Consider the following 17,034-nt stretch of genomic DNA (forward strand, 5'->3'; position numbering starts at 1 on the left):
TTGTATCAAATGAGCCAATCGCTACAAAAAAGCCGCTGAAAATTCAGCGGCTTTTACTTTTTTAGCTGTCTGCTTTTAAGCCAGCGTTGATATCTAAAATATCTTGCTCGCTCAAGGTGCCTACTGCTTGACGCAATTGCAGTACGCTCAGCACATAGTCATAACGTGCGTTAGAGAGATTTTTATTCGCATCGTAGAGACGGCGCGTTGAATCAAGCACATCAACAATAGTCCGTGTACCGACATCAAACCCTGCTTCGGTCGCTTCCAGTGCTGATTTCGCTGAAATAACTGACTGTTCATAAGCACGTAAAGCGCCAATAGAGGCATTGATGTTGTTGTTAAATGCGCGTACATCTTTCACAACGCTGCGATACGTTTTTTCTAAATCTTGGCTTGCAGCAACGTACGCAAATTCAGCTTGTTTGGTTTGCGAAGTGGTTTTTCCGCCAGTGTACAATGGCACCGCAAGGTTAATACCGACATTAAAATCGTTATAATCGCCTTTAGAGCCGCTGTTATTATTACTTTCATCGCCGTACTTGTAGCCGCCATCAAGAGTCAGTGAGGGTAAGTGCCCTGAACTTGCTAATGAAATATTATCTTTCGCGACATCTTGAGCAATACGAGCGGTCAGCAAAGAGAGATTTTTCTGTTGGGCTTCTTCAAGCAGAGCATCAATCGGCTGTGTTGTTTTGCTGGCTGAAAAACGATTAGTATCCAACACACTTAAATCAGAATGTTCTTGGCCAGTAATTTCACGCAAGGTTTCATAACTATTGGTGAGGCTATTTTTTGCCAAAACTTCATCAGCAAGCACGCCATCGTATTGCGCTTGTGCGTCATGCACGTCAGTAATCGCAGAAAGGCCGACTTCAAAACGTTGTTTCGTTTGCTCTAACTGACGAGCAACAGCGGCTTTTTCTGCACGGACAAATGCCAAGTTATCTTTGGCGCGAAGCACTTCAAAATAGGCTTGTGCAACGCGTAAAATTAGACCTTGCTGGGTGGCCGCATAGGCTGAATCCGCTTTGCGTGCATTCTTTTCTGCCGTGTCTAAAGAAACCCAACTTGAACGTTGATAAAGCTGCTGAGAGAAACTGATGCCTGCGGTGAGCTTATCACTTTCGCGTGCATCAATATCGCTGCGGTTAATATTGTAACCAGCGGTCAGGTTGATTTGTGGTAACAGATCGCCACGGCTAGATGTGACCGCTTCAAATGCAGCATCACGTTGAGCTGCAGAGCTCAGTAACTGAGGATCATTTTCTTTGGCTTGATTATAGATTTCAGTAAGAGTATCCGCCCATACTGAAGAACTCAGGCTGCCTAATGCTGCGCTGATGAATAGTGGAAGCAGTTTTTTCATTGGTCCTATTCCCTGCCTTAATATGTAAGAAGGTTACTTTTAAGGAGTTTAACTTAAATTGGTGGTAATTCACTCGAAACTTTGCACTTTTTTACACATAACTGTCCATCTGTGCAATAAAATTCGATACTCGTTTAAAAATAAATATAAAATTTATATAAAAAGTTGAGCAATATCCTTGGTGATGGATGAATTCCATGATTAAACTATGAGATTCACTGAGCGAGGTTTCAAATGCAGCAGTCTGACAAACAGTACAACATTTTTACGCCCCAAGATGTGGACGTCATTTCAAAAGAAACACTGTTCCAAGGTTTTTTCCGCATGGTGAAATACCGCTTTAAACACAAGTTGTTTGAAGGTGGATGGAGTGAGGAGATTGAAAGAGAAATGTTTGAAAGAGGTCATGCTGCGGCTATGCTTCCTTATGATCCTGCGCGTGATGAAGTCGTGATTATAGAGCAAATTCGAGTTGGAGCACTAGAGCACGCCCATCCTTGGCAACTGGAGATTATTGCTGGAGTCATCGACCCTAATGAAACGTCCGAGCAGGTTATTCGTCGAGAGGCGATGGAAGAGGCGGGAATTGAAGTGAACCGAATCGAAAAAATTAGCTCTTATTATCCATCATCTGGTGGATGCTCTGAATTACTCGACGTCTTTGTTGGTGAAATCGATGCAACGCAAGCTAAAGGCGTACATGGGCTTGACTATGAAGGTGAAGACATCAAAGTTCATGTCATGAGCCGTGAAGAGGCTTACCGCTTAGTGAAAAACGGCCAAATTGAGAATGGTGCCTCAATTATCGCTTTACAATGGTTAGAGCTAAACTATCAACAGTTACAATTGCAATGGCAGAATTAGCATTGAAAAAACCGTATCACGTTGATTTATCGGAACTAATGCGTGTGTACGAAACTAACTACGCGAAATTGAACGCTTTGTTACCAAGTCAGCCGAGCGTGGGTGACTTACGCTGTTATCAGGCTGCTCAAATTACCTATCAATTACAAGTGCTAGAGGTCACAAAGTACACAACTTTAGTGGAGATTTGTCAGAGTGATGACGTTTCAGTATTTCCATTACCGTCGATGTCTGTCAGGCTTTACCACGATGCACGTGTTTCCGAAGTGTGTGCAAGTGCGCGGATAAATCAGATCAAAGCTCGCTATGATTACCCGAATGAACAAATGATGCAAAAAGATGAGAAAGCGCAAATCAATCGCTTTTTAGGCGATTGGCTTACTTTCTGTTTAAAGCACGGGATTAGTCGAGCTCCAATTTAGTCTTCGTCATAGATGAAAATTAGTCATTCAATTTGGATTAATAAATTTTGAACGTGTCGCCAACTCTAGACAATTCAGACAGCATCAAGCTGCTACAAATTACCGATACGCATCTGTTTGCGCCGGATGATGGCAGCCTGTTGAGTGTTAATACGGTAGATAGCTTTCATGCTGTTGTGGCAGAGATTTGCGCACAACATGTTGAATTTGATGCAATTCTGGCTACGGGCGACATCTCGCAAGATCATAGTGCTGAGTCTTATCTTCGTTTCTCTCGTGGTATTTCTTCATTAGAAAAAACTTGTTTTTGGCTTCCCGGTAATCACGACTTTAAACCCAATATGGGCGCCGTATTCCCGTCAGAGCAGATTCAACAGTCGGAGCATGTATTACTCGGTGAACACTGGCAGATGGTGATGCTCGATTCTCAAGTGGTGGGCGTACCGCACGGACGGCTGAGCGATCAACAATTGGCTTTACTTGACGAAAAATTATCGACGCACCATCAGCGACACACCTTGATTGTGCTGCATCATCATCCTCTATTGGTGGGGAGCGCCTGGCTCGATCAACATAGCCTTAAAGACAGCGATGCTTTTTGGAATATCGTCACGCAACATCGCAATGTGAAAGCCGTCCTGTGTGGTCATGTTCATCAAAATATGGATAAACTCCATCACGGTGTCAGAGTGATGGCCACTCCCTCGACCTGTGTACAATTTAAGCCCAATTCAGATGATTTTGCTTTGGATCGCACTTCCCCAGGATGGCGTGAATTGACGCTATCTGCTGATGGTCAAATAGAAACTCAAGTCAAACGTTTAGCTAACGGCGCATTCCAACCGGATTTTAACGCTAATGGATACTGAGATGCCTACTCGTCAACCTATGCTGCTTTATATTCACGGCTTTAATAGCTCGCCGCTGTCGCACAAAGCACAAGTGATGGTGAAGTATTGCCAAATGCAGCGTCCTGATATCAAAGTGATGGTGCCTAAGTTACCCAGTTTTCCCGCGCAAGCTGCGGAATATCTACTTGATCTTATTCATCAACATCAAGATCAATATCGTATTGCGCTGGTGGGGAGTTCATTAGGCGGGTATTTGTCTATTTGGTTAAACCATTTGTTTGGTTTTCGTGCCGTGGTGATAAACCCAGCAATCAAACCGTATGAATTATTGGTCAATTTTTTAGGCGAACAAGTCAACCCCTACACGCAAGAGCACTATCGGCTAGAGGCGAAACATATTGAAGAGCTCAAAGCATTAGAGGTTAAAATTAATGACGTCACGTCATTTTGGTTGTTGCAACAAATGGGCGATGAAGTCTTAGATTACCGTCAAGCCGTCGCTAAATTGACGGGAGCAAAACAGACGGTTGAATTTGGCGGCGATCATAGTTTTGTTAACTTTGAGCGATATCCGCGACAAATCATCGAATTCCTAGATCTCTGACCGATTCATTGAGGGGAGAGTCATAATTTTACCTGTAACTTACTTATCTCGCTTGACATAAGCAAGGCTCTTCCAGACTATGTCCTATCTATACTTTTGCAGTTTGTAATGCTGAAAAAATCAGCGTTGTTGTCGTTAATTAATCACAAGCACATCATTGATAAACTGTCGAAAAAGTAACGAATCATTTATCTATAAAAGCATTCCGTATTATGACTGAACAATATAATGCTGGGGCCATTGAAGTTCTTAATGGTTTAGAACCAGTACGTCGCCGACCTGGGATGTATACGGACACCGCGCGACCTAACCATTTAGGCCAAGAAGTTATCGATAACAGTGTCGATGAAGCGCTAGCCGGATATGCCTCCAAGGTACAAGTTATTCTCCACGCAGATCAATCACTTGAAGTGATCGATGATGGGCGTGGTATGCCTGTTGATATTCACCCTGAAGAGAAAATATCAGGCGTTGAGCTTATCTTCTGTAAATTGCATGCGGGTGGTAAGTTTTCAAACAAAAGCTACCAGTTCTCCGGTGGTTTACATGGGGTAGGTATTTCCGTAGTGAATGCCCTATCCAAGCGTGTGGAAGTGACCGTTCGCCGTGATGGGCAAATATATGAAATGGCGTTTGAGCACGGTAATAAAGTCGAGGAATTGACGGTGACTGGCACCTGTGGTCGTCGCAATAAAGGGACGAGTGTCCACTTTTGGCCCGATACCAGCTACTTTGATTCGCCTAACTTTTCAGTGACTCGCCTAATCAATAATTTGCGCGCTAAAGCGGTACTTTGCCCGGGGCTCGAGATCACCTTTAGTGATAAGGTTAACAATCTTGAGCACCGTTGGTACTACGAAGACGGCCTAAAAGATTATCTCGCAGAAGGCGTAAAGGGTTACACCTTATTGCCCGAAGAGCCATTTACGGGTGAGTTTGTCGCTGAAACTGAAGCGGCCAACTGGGCAGTGATTTGGCTACCTGAAGGTGGTGAGATGATCACTGAAAGCTATGTTAACTTAATCCCTACCGCACAAGGTGGTACGCACGTTAACGGCTTACGCCAAGGGTTGCTCGATGCGATGCGTGAATTCTGTGAATTCCGCAACCTGTTGCCGCGTGGCGTTAAGTTAACTGGTGAAGATGTCTTTGACCGCTGTTCTTATGTGTTGTCGGTTAAGATGCAAGACCCACAGTTTGCAGGGCAAACCAAAGAGCGCCTTTCTTCACGTCAAACCGCGGCTTTTGTTTCAGGTGTAATAAAAGACTCCTTTAGTTTATGGCTGAATGAAAAACCACAACTCGCTGAATTACTTGCCGAAGTGTGCATAGCCAATGCGCATCGCCGCATGCGAGCCAGCAAAAAAGTGGTACGGAAAAAAATCGCATCAGGCCCCGCGCTCCCCGGTAAATTGACCGACTGTTCAGTGCAAGACCTGAGCCGCACGGAAATCTTCTTTGTCGAAGGGGATTCAGCAGGCGGCAGTGCTAAGCAAGCGCGCGATCGTGAATTTCAAGCGGTTATGCCACTGCGTGGGAAAATTTTAAATACGTGGGAAGTGTCGGCAGACCAAGTGCTGGCTTCACAAGAAGTGCATGATATCTCTGTTGCGCTTGGGATTGATCCTGATAACGACGATCTCGATGGATTGCGTTACGGTAAAATCTGTATTCTCGCAGATGCTGACTCTGATGGTTTACATATTGCCACCTTGCTCTGCGCCTTATTTACCAAACATTTCCGAGCACTAGTCAAAGCGGGCCACATTTTTGTTGCTATGCCTCCCTTGTATCGGATCGACTGCGGTAAAGAGGTCTTTTATGCACTCGATGATGCTGAAAAAGAGGGCATTTTAGAGCGACTTAGCCAGAAAAAAGCCAAAATCAACGTCCAACGATTTAAAGGTTTGGGTGAAATGAATCCGCTTCAATTGCGTGAAACAACGATGGATCCAAACACGCGCCGCTTGGTGCAACTGACCATTGATGATGCTGAAGCAACGGATGAGATGATGGACATGTTGCTAGGTAAAAAGCGTGCAGATGACCGCCGCGCATGGTTGCAACGTTATGGCGATATGGCAGAGGTGCAATAAATGTCAACTGAAATAACCTTTGATGGTGTTGAGAAACTGCCGCTGCGTAAGTTCACTGAAGACGCCTATCTCAATTATTCGATGTACGTCATCATGGATCGCGCACTGCCTTATATTGGCGATGGTTTAAAACCGGTACAGCGACGTATTATTTATGCGATGTCGGAGCTTGGACTCTCGGCGTCAGCCAAGTACAAAAAATCAGCGCGTACCGTTGGTGACGTGCTCGGTAAATACCACCCGCACGGTGATTCGGCCTGTTACGAAGCGATGGTATTAATGGCACAACCCTTTTCTTACCGCTATCCACTGGTGGATGGTCAAGGTAACTGGGGTGCTCCGGACGATCCAAAATCCTTCGCGGCGATGCGTTATACCGAAGCGAAACTGTCTAAATTCGCTGAAGTTTTACTGGGTGAGCTTGGACAAGGCAACGTTGATTGGCAGCCTAACTTTGATGGGACAATGCAAGAACCACAAATGCTGCCGGCGCGTTTACCTCATATTTTGCTCAATGGCGTCACGGGAATTGCGGTGGGCATGGCGACCGATATCCCGCCACACAATGTGCGTGAAATTGCCGATGCGACGATTCACCTGATCGATAACCCGGAAGCGCAACTGCATGATGTGATGCAGTATGTGCAAGGGCCAGATTATCCGACCGAAGCGGAAATTATTTCACCCAGAATTGAAATTGAGAAAATATATCGCTCAGGTCGCGGCAGTATCAAAATGCGCGCGGTTTGGCATAAAGAGGGTGGTGATGTTGTGATCACCGCATTACCTCATCAAGTTTCAGGCGCTAAATTGCTCGAACAAATCGCTAACCAAATGCGCGCGAAGAAATTGCCAATGGTTGAAGATTTACGCGATGAATCGGATCACGAGAACCCTACGCGCATTGTTATTGTGCCGCGTTCTAACCGTGTAGATTGTGACTTGTTGATGAGCCACTTGTTCGCATCAACCGATCTAGAAAAAAGCTTCCGTGTTAACTTGAACATGATTGGCTTAAACAATCGCCCAGAAGTGAAAGGTTTAGTGACTATTCTTTCTGAGTGGATTGAGTTTCGCCGCACCACGGTTCGCCGCCGTTTGCAGTACCGTCTTGATAAAGTCATGGCGCGTTTGCACATCTTGGAAGGTTTACTAATCGCTTATCTGAATATTGATGAAGTGATTGAAATCATTCGTACTGAAGATGAACCGAAAGCGGTACTGATGGCCCGTTTTGGTATTAGTGCTATTCAAGCCGATGCGATTTTAGATACCAAACTTCGCCACTTAGCCAAACTTGAAGAGATGAAGATTCGTGGTGAGCAAGATGAGCTTGCTAAAGAGCGCGAAAAATTAGAGCAGTTGCTTGGTTCTGAGCGTCGCTTGAACACCTTGTTGAAGAAAGAGATCAAAGCAGATGCTGAGAAGTATGGCGATGATCGCCGTTCACCACTGATTGAGCGTGCTGAATCTAAAGCCTTGACTGAGCGTGACCTTGTGCCAAGTGAAGCGATCACCGTTGTGCTTTCGGAAAAAGGCTGGGTACGTCATGCCAAAGGGCATGATGTGGATTGCCAAAGTTTGAGTTATAAATCTGGCGATCAGTATTTGGCTCATGCTTGTGGTAAGAGCAATCAGCAGGTCGTATTCTTGGGTAGCGATGGTCGAAGTTATTCGCTTGAAGCCCACTCGCTACCTTCGGCGCGCAGCCAAGGTGAGCCGATTACGGGTCGTCTCAACATCACAGAGGGCTCGTCTATCCGCCAAGTAGTGATGGGGGAAGAGGATCAACTCTGGTTAGTGGGCTCGGATGCCGGTTATGGTTTTGTGTGTAAAGGTGGTGAACTGCTGTCGAAAAACCGTAGTGGTAAAGCCTTAGTTAATTTGCCTGAGAACTCAGAGGTAATGACGCCGCAGGCCATCGGTAATTTGGAGTCTGATGACATTTTAGCGATCACGAATCAGGGCCGAATGTTGCTATTCCCAATCAAAGATTTACCACAGCTAACCAAAGGCAAAGGCAACAAAATAATCAATATTCCTGCGGCTAAGTCCAAAGAGCGTGAAGAGTTTGTGTCACACTTAATCTCCTTGCCTCAAGGAGCGGCTATTACGCTCTATGCTGGCAAACGCAAACTTGGTTTAAAAGCCAGCGATCTAGAAAACTTCCGTGGTGAGCGTGGACGTCGAGGTAGTTTACTGCCGAGAGGGTTACAACGTGTTACTGCGATTGAGATTGAATCAGAACTTAGTGATTCAGATCTTGAGCAAGAGTAAAAGTCTATAAATAAAAGCCCCCTTCGTGAGTTGGGGGCTTTTTTATGTCTCTTTGTTTTGTTTTTGGTGGCTTAGTTTTATTCGCGTAGGTCTTCAACAATTGTCACGGGAAGTGTCATCTCTTCACCTTTACGTAAGATGAGCACATCGACAACTGTACCTGGGCGCAAGTCAGTGACAATTTCCATCACACTCTTGCGACCATTAATTTTTTTACCGCCAATTTTTAGAATAATGTCCCGCTCTTTAAAACCAGCCGTTTCCGCAGGGCCATTGGGGTCAATGCCCAACACAACTATGCCGCCAATATGTTCACTGCCAAGTAAGCGAGATGTTACAGGGGTAATATCTTGCCCATCAATACCGATATAGCCGCGAATCACACGTCCATCAGCAATGATTTTTTCCATAATGGTATTGGCTAATTTGTAGGGAATCGCGAATGATATACCATCGGTTTTCATTTCAGTTGCTTGTTGAAACGAAGCCGTGTTAATACCTACGAGCTCTCCTTGAGTGTTGACCAAAGCTCCACCTGAATTGCCTTCATTAATGGCCGCATCAGTTTGGATGAAAGCTTGACGTCCATCGGTACTGACTGATGAACGTTCAGTGGCAGAAATGATACCAAAAGTAGTGGTTTGTCCAAGGTTGTATGGATTGCCAATGGCCAGTACTACATCGCCAACTTTCACCGAGTAATTGGGATTTTGTGGAATAACGGGAAGGTTCGTTCCTTCGATTCGCAAAATTGCGATATCCGTGCGTCGATCTTTGCCTACTAATTGCGCGGCTGCGAGACGGCCATCTTGTAGGGCCGCTACGATTTGGTCGGCTTGGGCTACTACGTGATAGTTCGTAATGATGTACCCTTTCTCGCTCACAATCACACCAGAGCCTAACCCTTGAATCGACAGTTTACTGCGATCGCTTTCGGTGTATTTTTGGTTGTAAATATTGACTACAGCAGGTGCGGCGCGGCGAACGGCTTGGTTAAACGAAATTTGCAAAGAGAGCGCATTGGGAGACTCTTCGGCCGCGATTTGCGGGAGAACATTTGAACGTAGCGAGGGAACCGCTAGTAAAATAACAACAGCAGCGAGAAGCCCAAGCCCCACTGAACGAAGTAAAAAGTTAAGCATATCTTCCCCAAACAAAACCCGTTATATACTCAGCTTATTTTACACCTGAGCTTGAGAGAGGAAGAATAGCACTACATGATTGAATAAGAAAAGGGCAGCATTCAAATGCTGCCCTGATCGCTCCACAAGCGATTCTCACTAATTAGCGAATAACCAAGTAAATGGTTCTATCACCTCGTTGGATATTCAGCGCAAGTATGCTCGGCTTTTTCTCCAAAATTTCGCGTAATTGTGCGAGGTTTTTCACTCGTTGGCGGTTAACACCAATGATGATGTCCTCTTTTTGTAGTTGATACGCTTCTGCCGCTGACCCTTTCTCTATAGCAGTCACTTTAACGCCAGCGATTGGGTCTTGATCCGTCGTATTGGTCAGTGCCGCACCAGTCAACCCCGAGTGCAGTTGCTCTGCTTTGGTTGTGGTGTTGTTTTCACTCAAGGTTACGTCGAAGGTTTTGCTTTTACCATCGCGGATAACATCGATTGTGATTTTTTTACCTGCACCTAATGTTACCACTTTGGCTCTTAATTCGTTGAAGGTAGAAACGTTTTTTCCATTAATAGCTGTGATGACATCACCCGCTTTGATCCCTGCTTTATCGGCGGCGCTATCTTTGATAACTTGGCTAACAAACGCCCCTTTACTTGACTCATAGCCTAGCGCTTCAGCCAGTTCAGAGGTTATTTCACCCCCTTGAACGCCGAGCACGCCACGTTTTACCTCACCAAATTCTAAGATCTGTTCGGTCAAGTTTTTCATCATATTTGATGGTATTGCAAAACCTATCCCAACGTTGCCACCATTCGGCCCAAGAATCGCGGTATTAATCCCAATCAATTCACCATTGAGATTGACTAAGGCACCACCAGAGTTTCCACTGTTAATCGCGGCATCGGTCTGAATAAAGTTCTCAAAGTTTTCAAGATTAAGTCCACTTCGTCCTAGCGCAGAAACAATGCCGGAAGTCACCGTTTGACCAAGACCAAACGGGTTCCCGATCGCGACAGTGAAATCACCTACACGCAGTTTGTCTGAATCCGCGATACGAATTTGGGTTAAATTTTTTGCTTTTTTGAGTTTGATCAGCGCGACATCGGACATTTTATCGCCACCGACGAGCTCCGCATCGTATTCTCGGCCGTCGTATAGTTTGACGCGAATCTTATCAGCGCCATCGATGACGTGATAATTAGTCACAACATAACCTTTGTCTGCGTCAGTAATGACACCAGAGCCTAATGCTCTGAATGGCCGCTCTTGCGATTGGTCGATTGGAAAATCAGGACCAAAGAAAAATCGAAACTGCTCGGGTAAACGTTGATGGGAGACTTGAGTTCCCTCAACTGAGATACTCACAACCGCTGGTGTCACTTGCTCTAGCATCGGTGCTAAGCTCGGCAGTTGCTCACCACTGACAGAAAAGGGTAGCGCTGCCATTGCGGGTAGTGGGGTGATGATTGAACTTAAACTTAACGATAGAGCGGTTAAAAGAAGTAAAGGTTTTTTCATCATAAGCTCCTTTGGAATAACTGTGTTCGAAGTTTAATATTTGTACGAAAGACAAAACTTCAACACTCTCGTGAGGTTTATGACTCAAAAACCTTTATAAAGTTCATGAATTCAGATTAAACGGCTTTCACCTTAACCACGTCTGCAGAATGAATGATCTCTTTTTTAGGGGTATTAAAAAGCCCTGTTGCGCCATTAGCATAATCTTTCGGTGGCTGTTCCAAAATGTCATCGTTGCTTTTATCTGTATCATTATGCAGAGCGATTTTTTTGATAAATGGGTTATTTTGCTCTGGCATATTCGGCAGAATTTCGGACGATGTTTTGGCCATGTGTTGGTACAGTTTGGTGTAATCTTTACCTAGGGTATCGAGTATTTCTGCCGCTTGAGCAAAATGATCCGACAATTCTTGGCGTTGTTGTTCCAAACTAAATTTCGCGTTATCTAATTCTTTTTGTAGAGACTTTTGGTTTTTATATTGAGGCGTAGTCAATCGTGAAATGACCATTCCCAACACGGCCCCTACTAGCAAGCCTACAATGGCATATATCCAAGGCATAACAGCTCCTTATTGTTGTTATTTAACATGTTTTTTACCTGTTGGTTACACACGTCGCTTGGACATGTTACTATGACTGCTCTAGCCAATAAAGCGAAATACACGAAATAGCAGTTTCCATTTTCTTTAGTGCAGTAGGCGGTCATGACACCAAAACAGCGATATGAACACGATGTAAAAAAACTCGGTTTTCAGCGAGACTCAGCCCAAGAAAGCGCCGTCGATGCGCTGGATTTACTCTACCATCAGTTTCAGGATTATCTTAACCAACCAGTTAAGCCCTCCGCGGTTTGGACCAAATGGCTTGGCCGCCAACCTAAACAGCCTAACTTACCTAAAGGGCTCTATTTTTGGGGCGGTGTCGGGCGAGGAAAAACCTATCTAATGGATACGTTTTTTGAAGCTCTGCCAACCACTCGCAAAATGCGAGTGCATTTCCACCGTTTTATGTACCGAGTTCATGATGAGTTGAAGGCGCTGGCTGGAGTTGAAGAGCCCTTAGAAAAGGTTGCCGATATTTTAAAGTCTGAAACGGAAATTATCTGTTTTGATGAATTTTTTGTATCAGATATTACCGATGCGATGATTTTGGGTACCTTGTTTCAAGCACTGTTTAAGCGCGGTATTATCTTAGTGGCGACATCGAACATTCCACCGCACGACTTATACCGCAATGGCTTGCAGCGAGCACGCTTTCTCCCTGCAATTGTTTTGATTGAATCACACTGTCATGTGTTGAACGTCGATAGTGGCATTGATTATCGCTTAAGAACATTAGAGCAAGCGGAAATTTACCACTATCCATTGGATGAAGCAGCAAGCCACAATTTACAACATTACTATCGGCAATTGGTTGGTGACGAGAAAAAAGAGGCGCTCAGTGAGATCGAAATCAATCACCGCACTCTCTCTGTTGTAAAAGCTGGTGATGGTATTTTGTATGCAACCTTCGAGCAGTTATGCCAAACGGCAAGAAGCCAAAATGATTACATTGAGTTGTCCAAAATTTACCATACAGTACTGTTGGCTGATGTGAAGCAAATGGATCGCGCCATCGATGATGCAGCGCGGCGTTTTATTGCGTTGATTGATGAATTTTATGAACGACATGTAAAAGTAATTATCTCAGCCGAAGTGGCGTTGGACGATCTGTATCTGCATGGGCAACTTGAGTTTGAATTCAAACGTTGTCAGTCGCGGTTAATTGAAATGCAAAGTCATGAGTATTTATCAAGGGAACATCTGGCCTAGCCCAATCCGAACGCTTTTAAAGCAAAATAAAAAATTCGTAATTTTGTTCAAAAAGAGGTGATTTTTTCTACTGACTTCCCTATAATCCTGCGACCCACCGTTACTGCAGGCCTGTTTCTGTGAAACGAGAGGCCGAGAGAAACCAAACGCTCGAAGGGGCAACTTTGGACTCTTAGACAGTGGGGGCATTTTAATGCTCCTTTTAGTGTAAATTTTATTTAACGGGTTATTATTAGCATGAAAACTTTCGTTGCTAAACCAGAAACTGTAAAACGCGACTGGTATATCGTAGACGCTGAGGGTAAAACTCTAGGTCGTCTAGCAAGTGAAATTGCATCTCGCCTACGTGGCAAACATAAAGCTGAATACACTCCTCACGTGGACACTGGTGATTACATCATCGTTGTAAACGCTGAGAAAGTTACTGTAACTGGTAACAAAGCAGCAGCTAAAACTTACTACCGTCACACTGAATTTCCAGGCGGCTTAAAATCAATCACTTTCGACAAGCTGATTATTCGTAAGCCAGAGATGGTTATTGAGCTAGCGGTTAAAGGTATGCTACCACGTGGTCCTCTAGGCCGTGCTATGTACCGTAAGCTGAAAGTTTACGCTGGCGCTGAGCACAACCATGCTGCTCAACAACCAAAAGTACTAGACATCTAATTGGGGATTTCGAAAATGGCAGAGAATCAATACTACGGCACTGGCCGTCGCAAAAGCTCAGCTGCACGCGTTTTTATTAAACCAGGCAGCGGCAACATTGTAATCAACAAGCGTAGCCTTGATGTTTACTTTGGTCGTCCAACTTCTCGCATGGTTGTTAAACAACCTCTTGAGCTAGTTGAACTAACTGAGAAACTAGATCTATACATCACTGTTAAAGGTGGTGGTATTTCTGGTCAAGCTGGTGCTATCCGTCACGGCATCACTCGCGCTCTAATGGAATACGACGAATCACTACGTCCTGTTCTACGTGCAGCTGGATACGTTACTCGCGACGCTCGTTGCGTTGAACGTAAGAAAGTTGGTCTGCGTAAAGCACGTCGTAAACCACAATTCTCTAAGCGTTAATCTTTTTTCAAAAGATTCGCTTCCAGTGTTACTGGATTGTGGTTCAAAAGCCCGGTATTTATACCGGGCTTTTTGTTTTTTGGTGTTAGCAAACACTCATTTTTTTAATCACATCATTTGGTTGTTGCTCTTTAATCTTCCTTTTGTGACCTCACGTGCGATTTACTTCACGAATGTTACGAAAAGGTAGCTTTATCTTGTCAAAAAGTAGGGTTTTATTTATGATTTGCCATCAAATAAATACAACTAGATTCGTATTTTGTTAGCCATGCTCTTGATAAGCGGAATAATAATAATCCACAGGGAGCAAATGGGAGAATGTTTGGATGAGCAATGCGCCTTTAAATAACGGTCGCAGACGTTTCTTAACCGCGACAACAGCCGTTGTCGGAGGGTTAGGAGCCGCTGCTGTCGCCGTTCCTTTTATTAAATCTTGGAACCCAAGTGCCAAAGCCAAAGCGGCTGGAGCCCCCGTTGAAGTTGAAATCGGTAAACTTGAAGAGGGGCAAATGGTTCGTGTTGAGTGGCGAGGAAAACCTGTTTGGGTTGTTCGTCGTTCTCAATCAGTGGTCGATGGGCTAAAAGATATCGAAAACCAACTTCGAGATCCTCAATCGGATGAGCAGCAGCAGCCTAATTATGCGCAAAATGCTTATCGATCGATTAAACCTGAATATTTCGTTGCTGTGGGTATTTGTACTCACCTTGGCTGTTCACCTACTTATTTGCCTGATTCTTTTAGTGAACAAGTTCAAGGGGTTAAATCTGGTTTTTTCTGTCCTTGCCATGGTTCGAAATTTGATATGGCGGGTCGAGTTTTTCAAGGTGTTCCGGCACCACTAAACTTGGTTATCCCTCAATATATGTATCTTAGCGATACTCGTATTGTCATAGGATTAGATGAGACAGGGGAGGCTGCATAATGCAAGTTTTACTTGATTGGGTAGAAAAGCGTTTACCTGCAATGAACGCTTACAAAAAACACCTATCTGAATATCCAATGCCGAAAAACTTTAACTTTTGGTATTTGTTTGGATCGTTAGCCATGTTGGTTCTTGTTAACCAACTGCTCACTGGTGTGTGGCTAACCATGAACTATGTGCCATCAGGTGAAGGGGCTTTTGCATCTGTTGAATACATAATGCGTGATGTTGAGTATGGTTGGTTACTGCGCTATATGCACTCCACTGGCGCTTCAGCTTTCTTTGTGGTGATTTATCTACATATGTTCCGTGGCTTAATTTACGGTTCCTATCAGAAGCCTCGTGAACTGCTATGGCTATTTGGCATGCTGATCTTCTTAGTGTTGATGGCCGAAGCCTTTATGGGATACTTGCTACCATGGGGACAAATGTCCTACTGGGGAGCGCAAGTTATTATCTCTTTGTTCGGTGCAATCCCCGTTATCGGTGATGATTTAACTCTATGGATACGTGGTGACTACGTTATTTCAGGTGCCACTCTGAACCGTTTCTTTGCACTGCATGTGATTGCTTTACCTATTGTTTTATTGTTGCTAATTGTTCTCCATATATTAGCACTGCATGAAGTCGGCTCTAATAACCCTGACGGTATCGAAACCAAAGTACCAAAAGGGTCGATGGGCGATGATTATAAAACGCAGTTTAAATTTCACGACTACTACACCAAGAAATACGACATCATTGATTCGATTCCATTCCATCCTTACGGGACAGTGAAAGATCTTATTGGTGTAGCTGGTTTCTTAATCCTGTTCTGTTATGTGTTGTTCTTTAACCCAGAGATGGGGGGCTACTTCCTTGAGCCGCCTAACTTTGAAGCGGCAAACCCACTAAAAACGCCAGCACACATCGCACCTGTTTGGTATTTCACGCCTTTCTATGCAATTTTACGTGCTGTTCCTGATAAGTTAATTGGTGTGGCTGCGATGGGTGCATCGATTGTGGTGTTGTTCTTATTGCCATGGCTGGATCGTTGTAAGGTTCGTTCTTACCGTTATCGTAGTAAGTTCCACTTAATCAATATTATTCAGTTCACTATCTGCTTTATTGCGTTAGGTGTTTTAGGTGCGTTACCTGCGACAGCCACTTACACAATGCTTGCACGTATATTTAGCGTTGGTTACTTCATGTTCTTTGTTTTGTTGTTCTTCTACAGCAAAAATGAAGCAACGAAACCATTACCAGAGAGGGTGACATTTAAATGAAAAAGTGGATTGTAATTTTGTTTGCAATGCTGCCATCTCTTGCTTTGGCAGCTGGCGCAAATGTACATTTAGATAAAGCAAATAATGATTTAACAGATCAAGCATCACTGCAGCATGGTGCAAAGCTATTCATGAACTACTGTTTTGGTTGCCACTCAACTCAGTACCAGCGTTATGAGCGTGTAGCGAATGATTTGAATATTCCCTCGGATTTGATGAAAGAGAATTTGATTTTTGATCCGAATGCCAAAATTGGTCAACTGATGGAGAATGCGATTCCAGATAAGTCGGCAGCGAAATGGTTTGGTGCACCACCACCAGATTTAACGCTTGTGGCTCGTGTTCGAGGAACAGATTGGTTGTATACTTACCTTCGTTCATTTTATGCCGATCCTAGCCGGCCCTTTGGCGTAAACAACATCGTATTCCCAAGTGTCGGTATGCCTCATGTGCTTGAAGAGCTACAAGGGATCCCACAACCAGTTTATGGTACTCATCTTGTCAATGGCGAGGAAGTCAAGGCTGTTATTGGTGCCGAGTCTGATGGAACGGGTGAGCTGAGCCAAAGTGAGTATGATCAAGCGGTCCGTGACATTGTTAACTTCCTTGAATATTCAGCAGAACCAGTCAAGCTTGAACGTCAAACTTTAGGTTGGTGGGTAATGGCATTCCTTGTGCTATTTACTATCGTGGTCGTTCTATTGAAGAAAGAATATTGGCGTGATGTGCATTAATTGTGCTACCATGCGGCGTTAATTTCTAATTTTTAGAATCTTCAATGGAGGCTTGGCCTCCATTGTTTTTATATCTGTAAGTGTGCTGGAGGGCT

The 17,034-nt window shown here is 44.3% G+C and carries 16 protein-coding genes; 12 read left to right on the forward strand and 4 right to left on the reverse strand.

The window, feature by feature from the left end; genetic code table 11:
• Window positions 1-61: 61 nt before the first annotated feature.
• Window positions 62-1,369, reverse strand: coding sequence for an outer membrane channel protein TolC (gene tolC / locus N5E84_RS01055; RefSeq protein ID WP_017046499.1), 1,308 nt, complete (start codon window positions 1,367-1,369; stop codon window positions 62-64).
• Between the two features lie 234 nt (window positions 1,370-1,603).
• Here tolC and nudF point away from each other — a divergent pair, with 234 nt between their 5' ends.
• From nudF to parC, 6 genes are all read left to right on the forward strand, one after another.
• Window positions 1,604-2,233: an ADP-ribose diphosphatase gene (nudF, locus tag N5E84_RS01060; RefSeq protein ID WP_019283349.1), complete on the forward strand. Its 630-nt coding sequence runs from the start codon at window positions 1,604-1,606 to the stop codon at window positions 2,231-2,233.
• On the forward strand, window positions 2,221-2,655 hold the full coding sequence (locus N5E84_RS01065; protein WP_019283350.1) for a DUF1249 family protein: 435 nt from the start codon (window positions 2,221-2,223) through the stop codon (window positions 2,653-2,655). The genes nudF and N5E84_RS01065 overlap by 13 nt, the downstream gene beginning before the upstream one ends.
• 47 nt (window positions 2,656-2,702) lie before the next feature.
• Window positions 2,703-3,524 carry a 3',5'-cyclic-AMP phosphodiesterase gene (gene cpdA, locus N5E84_RS01070; protein WP_013856058.1) on the forward strand — a complete coding sequence of 274 codons (822 nt, stop codon included), beginning with the start codon at window positions 2,703-2,705 and terminating at the stop codon, window positions 3,522-3,524.
• Window positions 3,514-4,110: an esterase YqiA gene (gene yqiA, locus N5E84_RS01075; protein WP_017042667.1), complete on the forward strand. Its 597-nt coding sequence runs from the start codon at window positions 3,514-3,516 to the stop codon at window positions 4,108-4,110. Before cpdA ends, yqiA begins: the two co-directional genes overlap by 11 nt.
• 212 nt (window positions 4,111-4,322) lie before the next feature.
• Window positions 4,323-6,206 (forward strand): DNA topoisomerase IV subunit B, encoded by a 1,884-nt coding sequence (gene parE, locus N5E84_RS01080; RefSeq protein ID WP_017042666.1) that lies wholly within the window; start codon window positions 4,323-4,325, stop codon window positions 6,204-6,206.
• Window positions 6,207-8,483 (forward strand): DNA topoisomerase IV subunit A, encoded by a 2,277-nt coding sequence (gene parC / locus N5E84_RS01085; protein WP_019283351.1) that lies wholly within the window; start codon window positions 6,207-6,209, stop codon window positions 8,481-8,483. It abuts the gene before it with no gap.
• A 77-nt stretch (window positions 8,484-8,560) separates the two neighbouring features.
• Here parC and degS read toward each other — a convergent pair whose 3' ends face one another.
• From degS to zapG, 3 genes are all read right to left on the reverse strand, one after another.
• Window positions 8,561-9,625 (reverse strand): outer membrane-stress sensor serine endopeptidase DegS, encoded by a 1,065-nt coding sequence (gene degS / locus N5E84_RS01090; RefSeq protein ID WP_026027274.1) that lies wholly within the window; start codon window positions 9,623-9,625, stop codon window positions 8,561-8,563.
• Between the two features lie 142 nt (window positions 9,626-9,767).
• Complete coding sequence (locus N5E84_RS01095; protein WP_029388461.1) at window positions 9,768-11,132, reverse strand: Do family serine endopeptidase; 1,365 nt, start codon at window positions 11,130-11,132, stop codon at window positions 9,768-9,770.
• A gap of 116 nt (window positions 11,133-11,248) precedes the next feature.
• Window positions 11,249-11,692, reverse strand: a complete 444-nt coding sequence (gene zapG, locus N5E84_RS01100) for a Z-ring associated protein ZapG (protein WP_019283353.1) — start codon at window positions 11,690-11,692, stop codon at window positions 11,249-11,251.
• A gap of 144 nt (window positions 11,693-11,836) precedes the next feature.
• Here zapG and zapE point away from each other — a divergent pair, with 144 nt between their 5' ends.
• The 6 genes from zapE to N5E84_RS01130 all read left to right on the forward strand — a co-directional run bounded on the left by zapE (window position 11,837) and on the right by N5E84_RS01130 (window position 16,939).
• Window positions 11,837-12,943, forward strand: a complete 1,107-nt coding sequence (gene zapE, locus N5E84_RS01105; RefSeq protein WP_069211950.1) for a cell division protein ZapE — start codon at window positions 11,837-11,839, stop codon at window positions 12,941-12,943.
• Window positions 12,944-13,180: 237 nt separating this feature from the next.
• Entirely contained in the window at window positions 13,181-13,609 is a 429-nt protein-coding gene (rplM, locus tag N5E84_RS01110; protein ID WP_013856066.1) for a 50S ribosomal protein L13, read from the forward strand.
• Window positions 13,610-13,624: 15 nt separating this feature from the next.
• Window positions 13,625-14,017, forward strand: coding sequence for a 30S ribosomal protein S9 (rpsI, locus tag N5E84_RS01115; protein ID WP_010318040.1), 393 nt, complete (start codon window positions 13,625-13,627; stop codon window positions 14,015-14,017).
• 326 nt (window positions 14,018-14,343) lie between these two features.
• On the forward strand, window positions 14,344-14,940 hold the full coding sequence (petA, locus tag N5E84_RS01120) for a ubiquinol-cytochrome c reductase iron-sulfur subunit (protein WP_010318038.1): 597 nt from the start codon (window positions 14,344-14,346) through the stop codon (window positions 14,938-14,940).
• The gene (locus N5E84_RS01125) at window positions 14,940-16,205 is read left to right on the forward strand and encodes a cytochrome b (protein WP_017046505.1); all 1,266 of its coding nucleotides are present in this window, start codon (window positions 14,940-14,942) and stop codon (window positions 16,203-16,205) included. Before petA ends, N5E84_RS01125 begins: the two co-directional genes overlap by 1 nt.
• Window positions 16,202-16,939 carry a cytochrome c1 gene (locus tag N5E84_RS01130; RefSeq protein WP_017046506.1) on the forward strand — a complete coding sequence of 246 codons (738 nt, stop codon included), beginning with the start codon at window positions 16,202-16,204 and terminating at the stop codon, window positions 16,937-16,939. Before N5E84_RS01125 ends, N5E84_RS01130 begins: the two co-directional genes overlap by 4 nt.
• Window positions 16,940-17,034 lie beyond the last annotated feature (95 nt).

The organism is Vibrio sp. J502 (assembly GCF_025397955.1).
Taxonomy (GTDB): domain Bacteria; phylum Pseudomonadota; class Gammaproteobacteria; order Enterobacterales; family Vibrionaceae; genus Vibrio; species Vibrio anguillarum.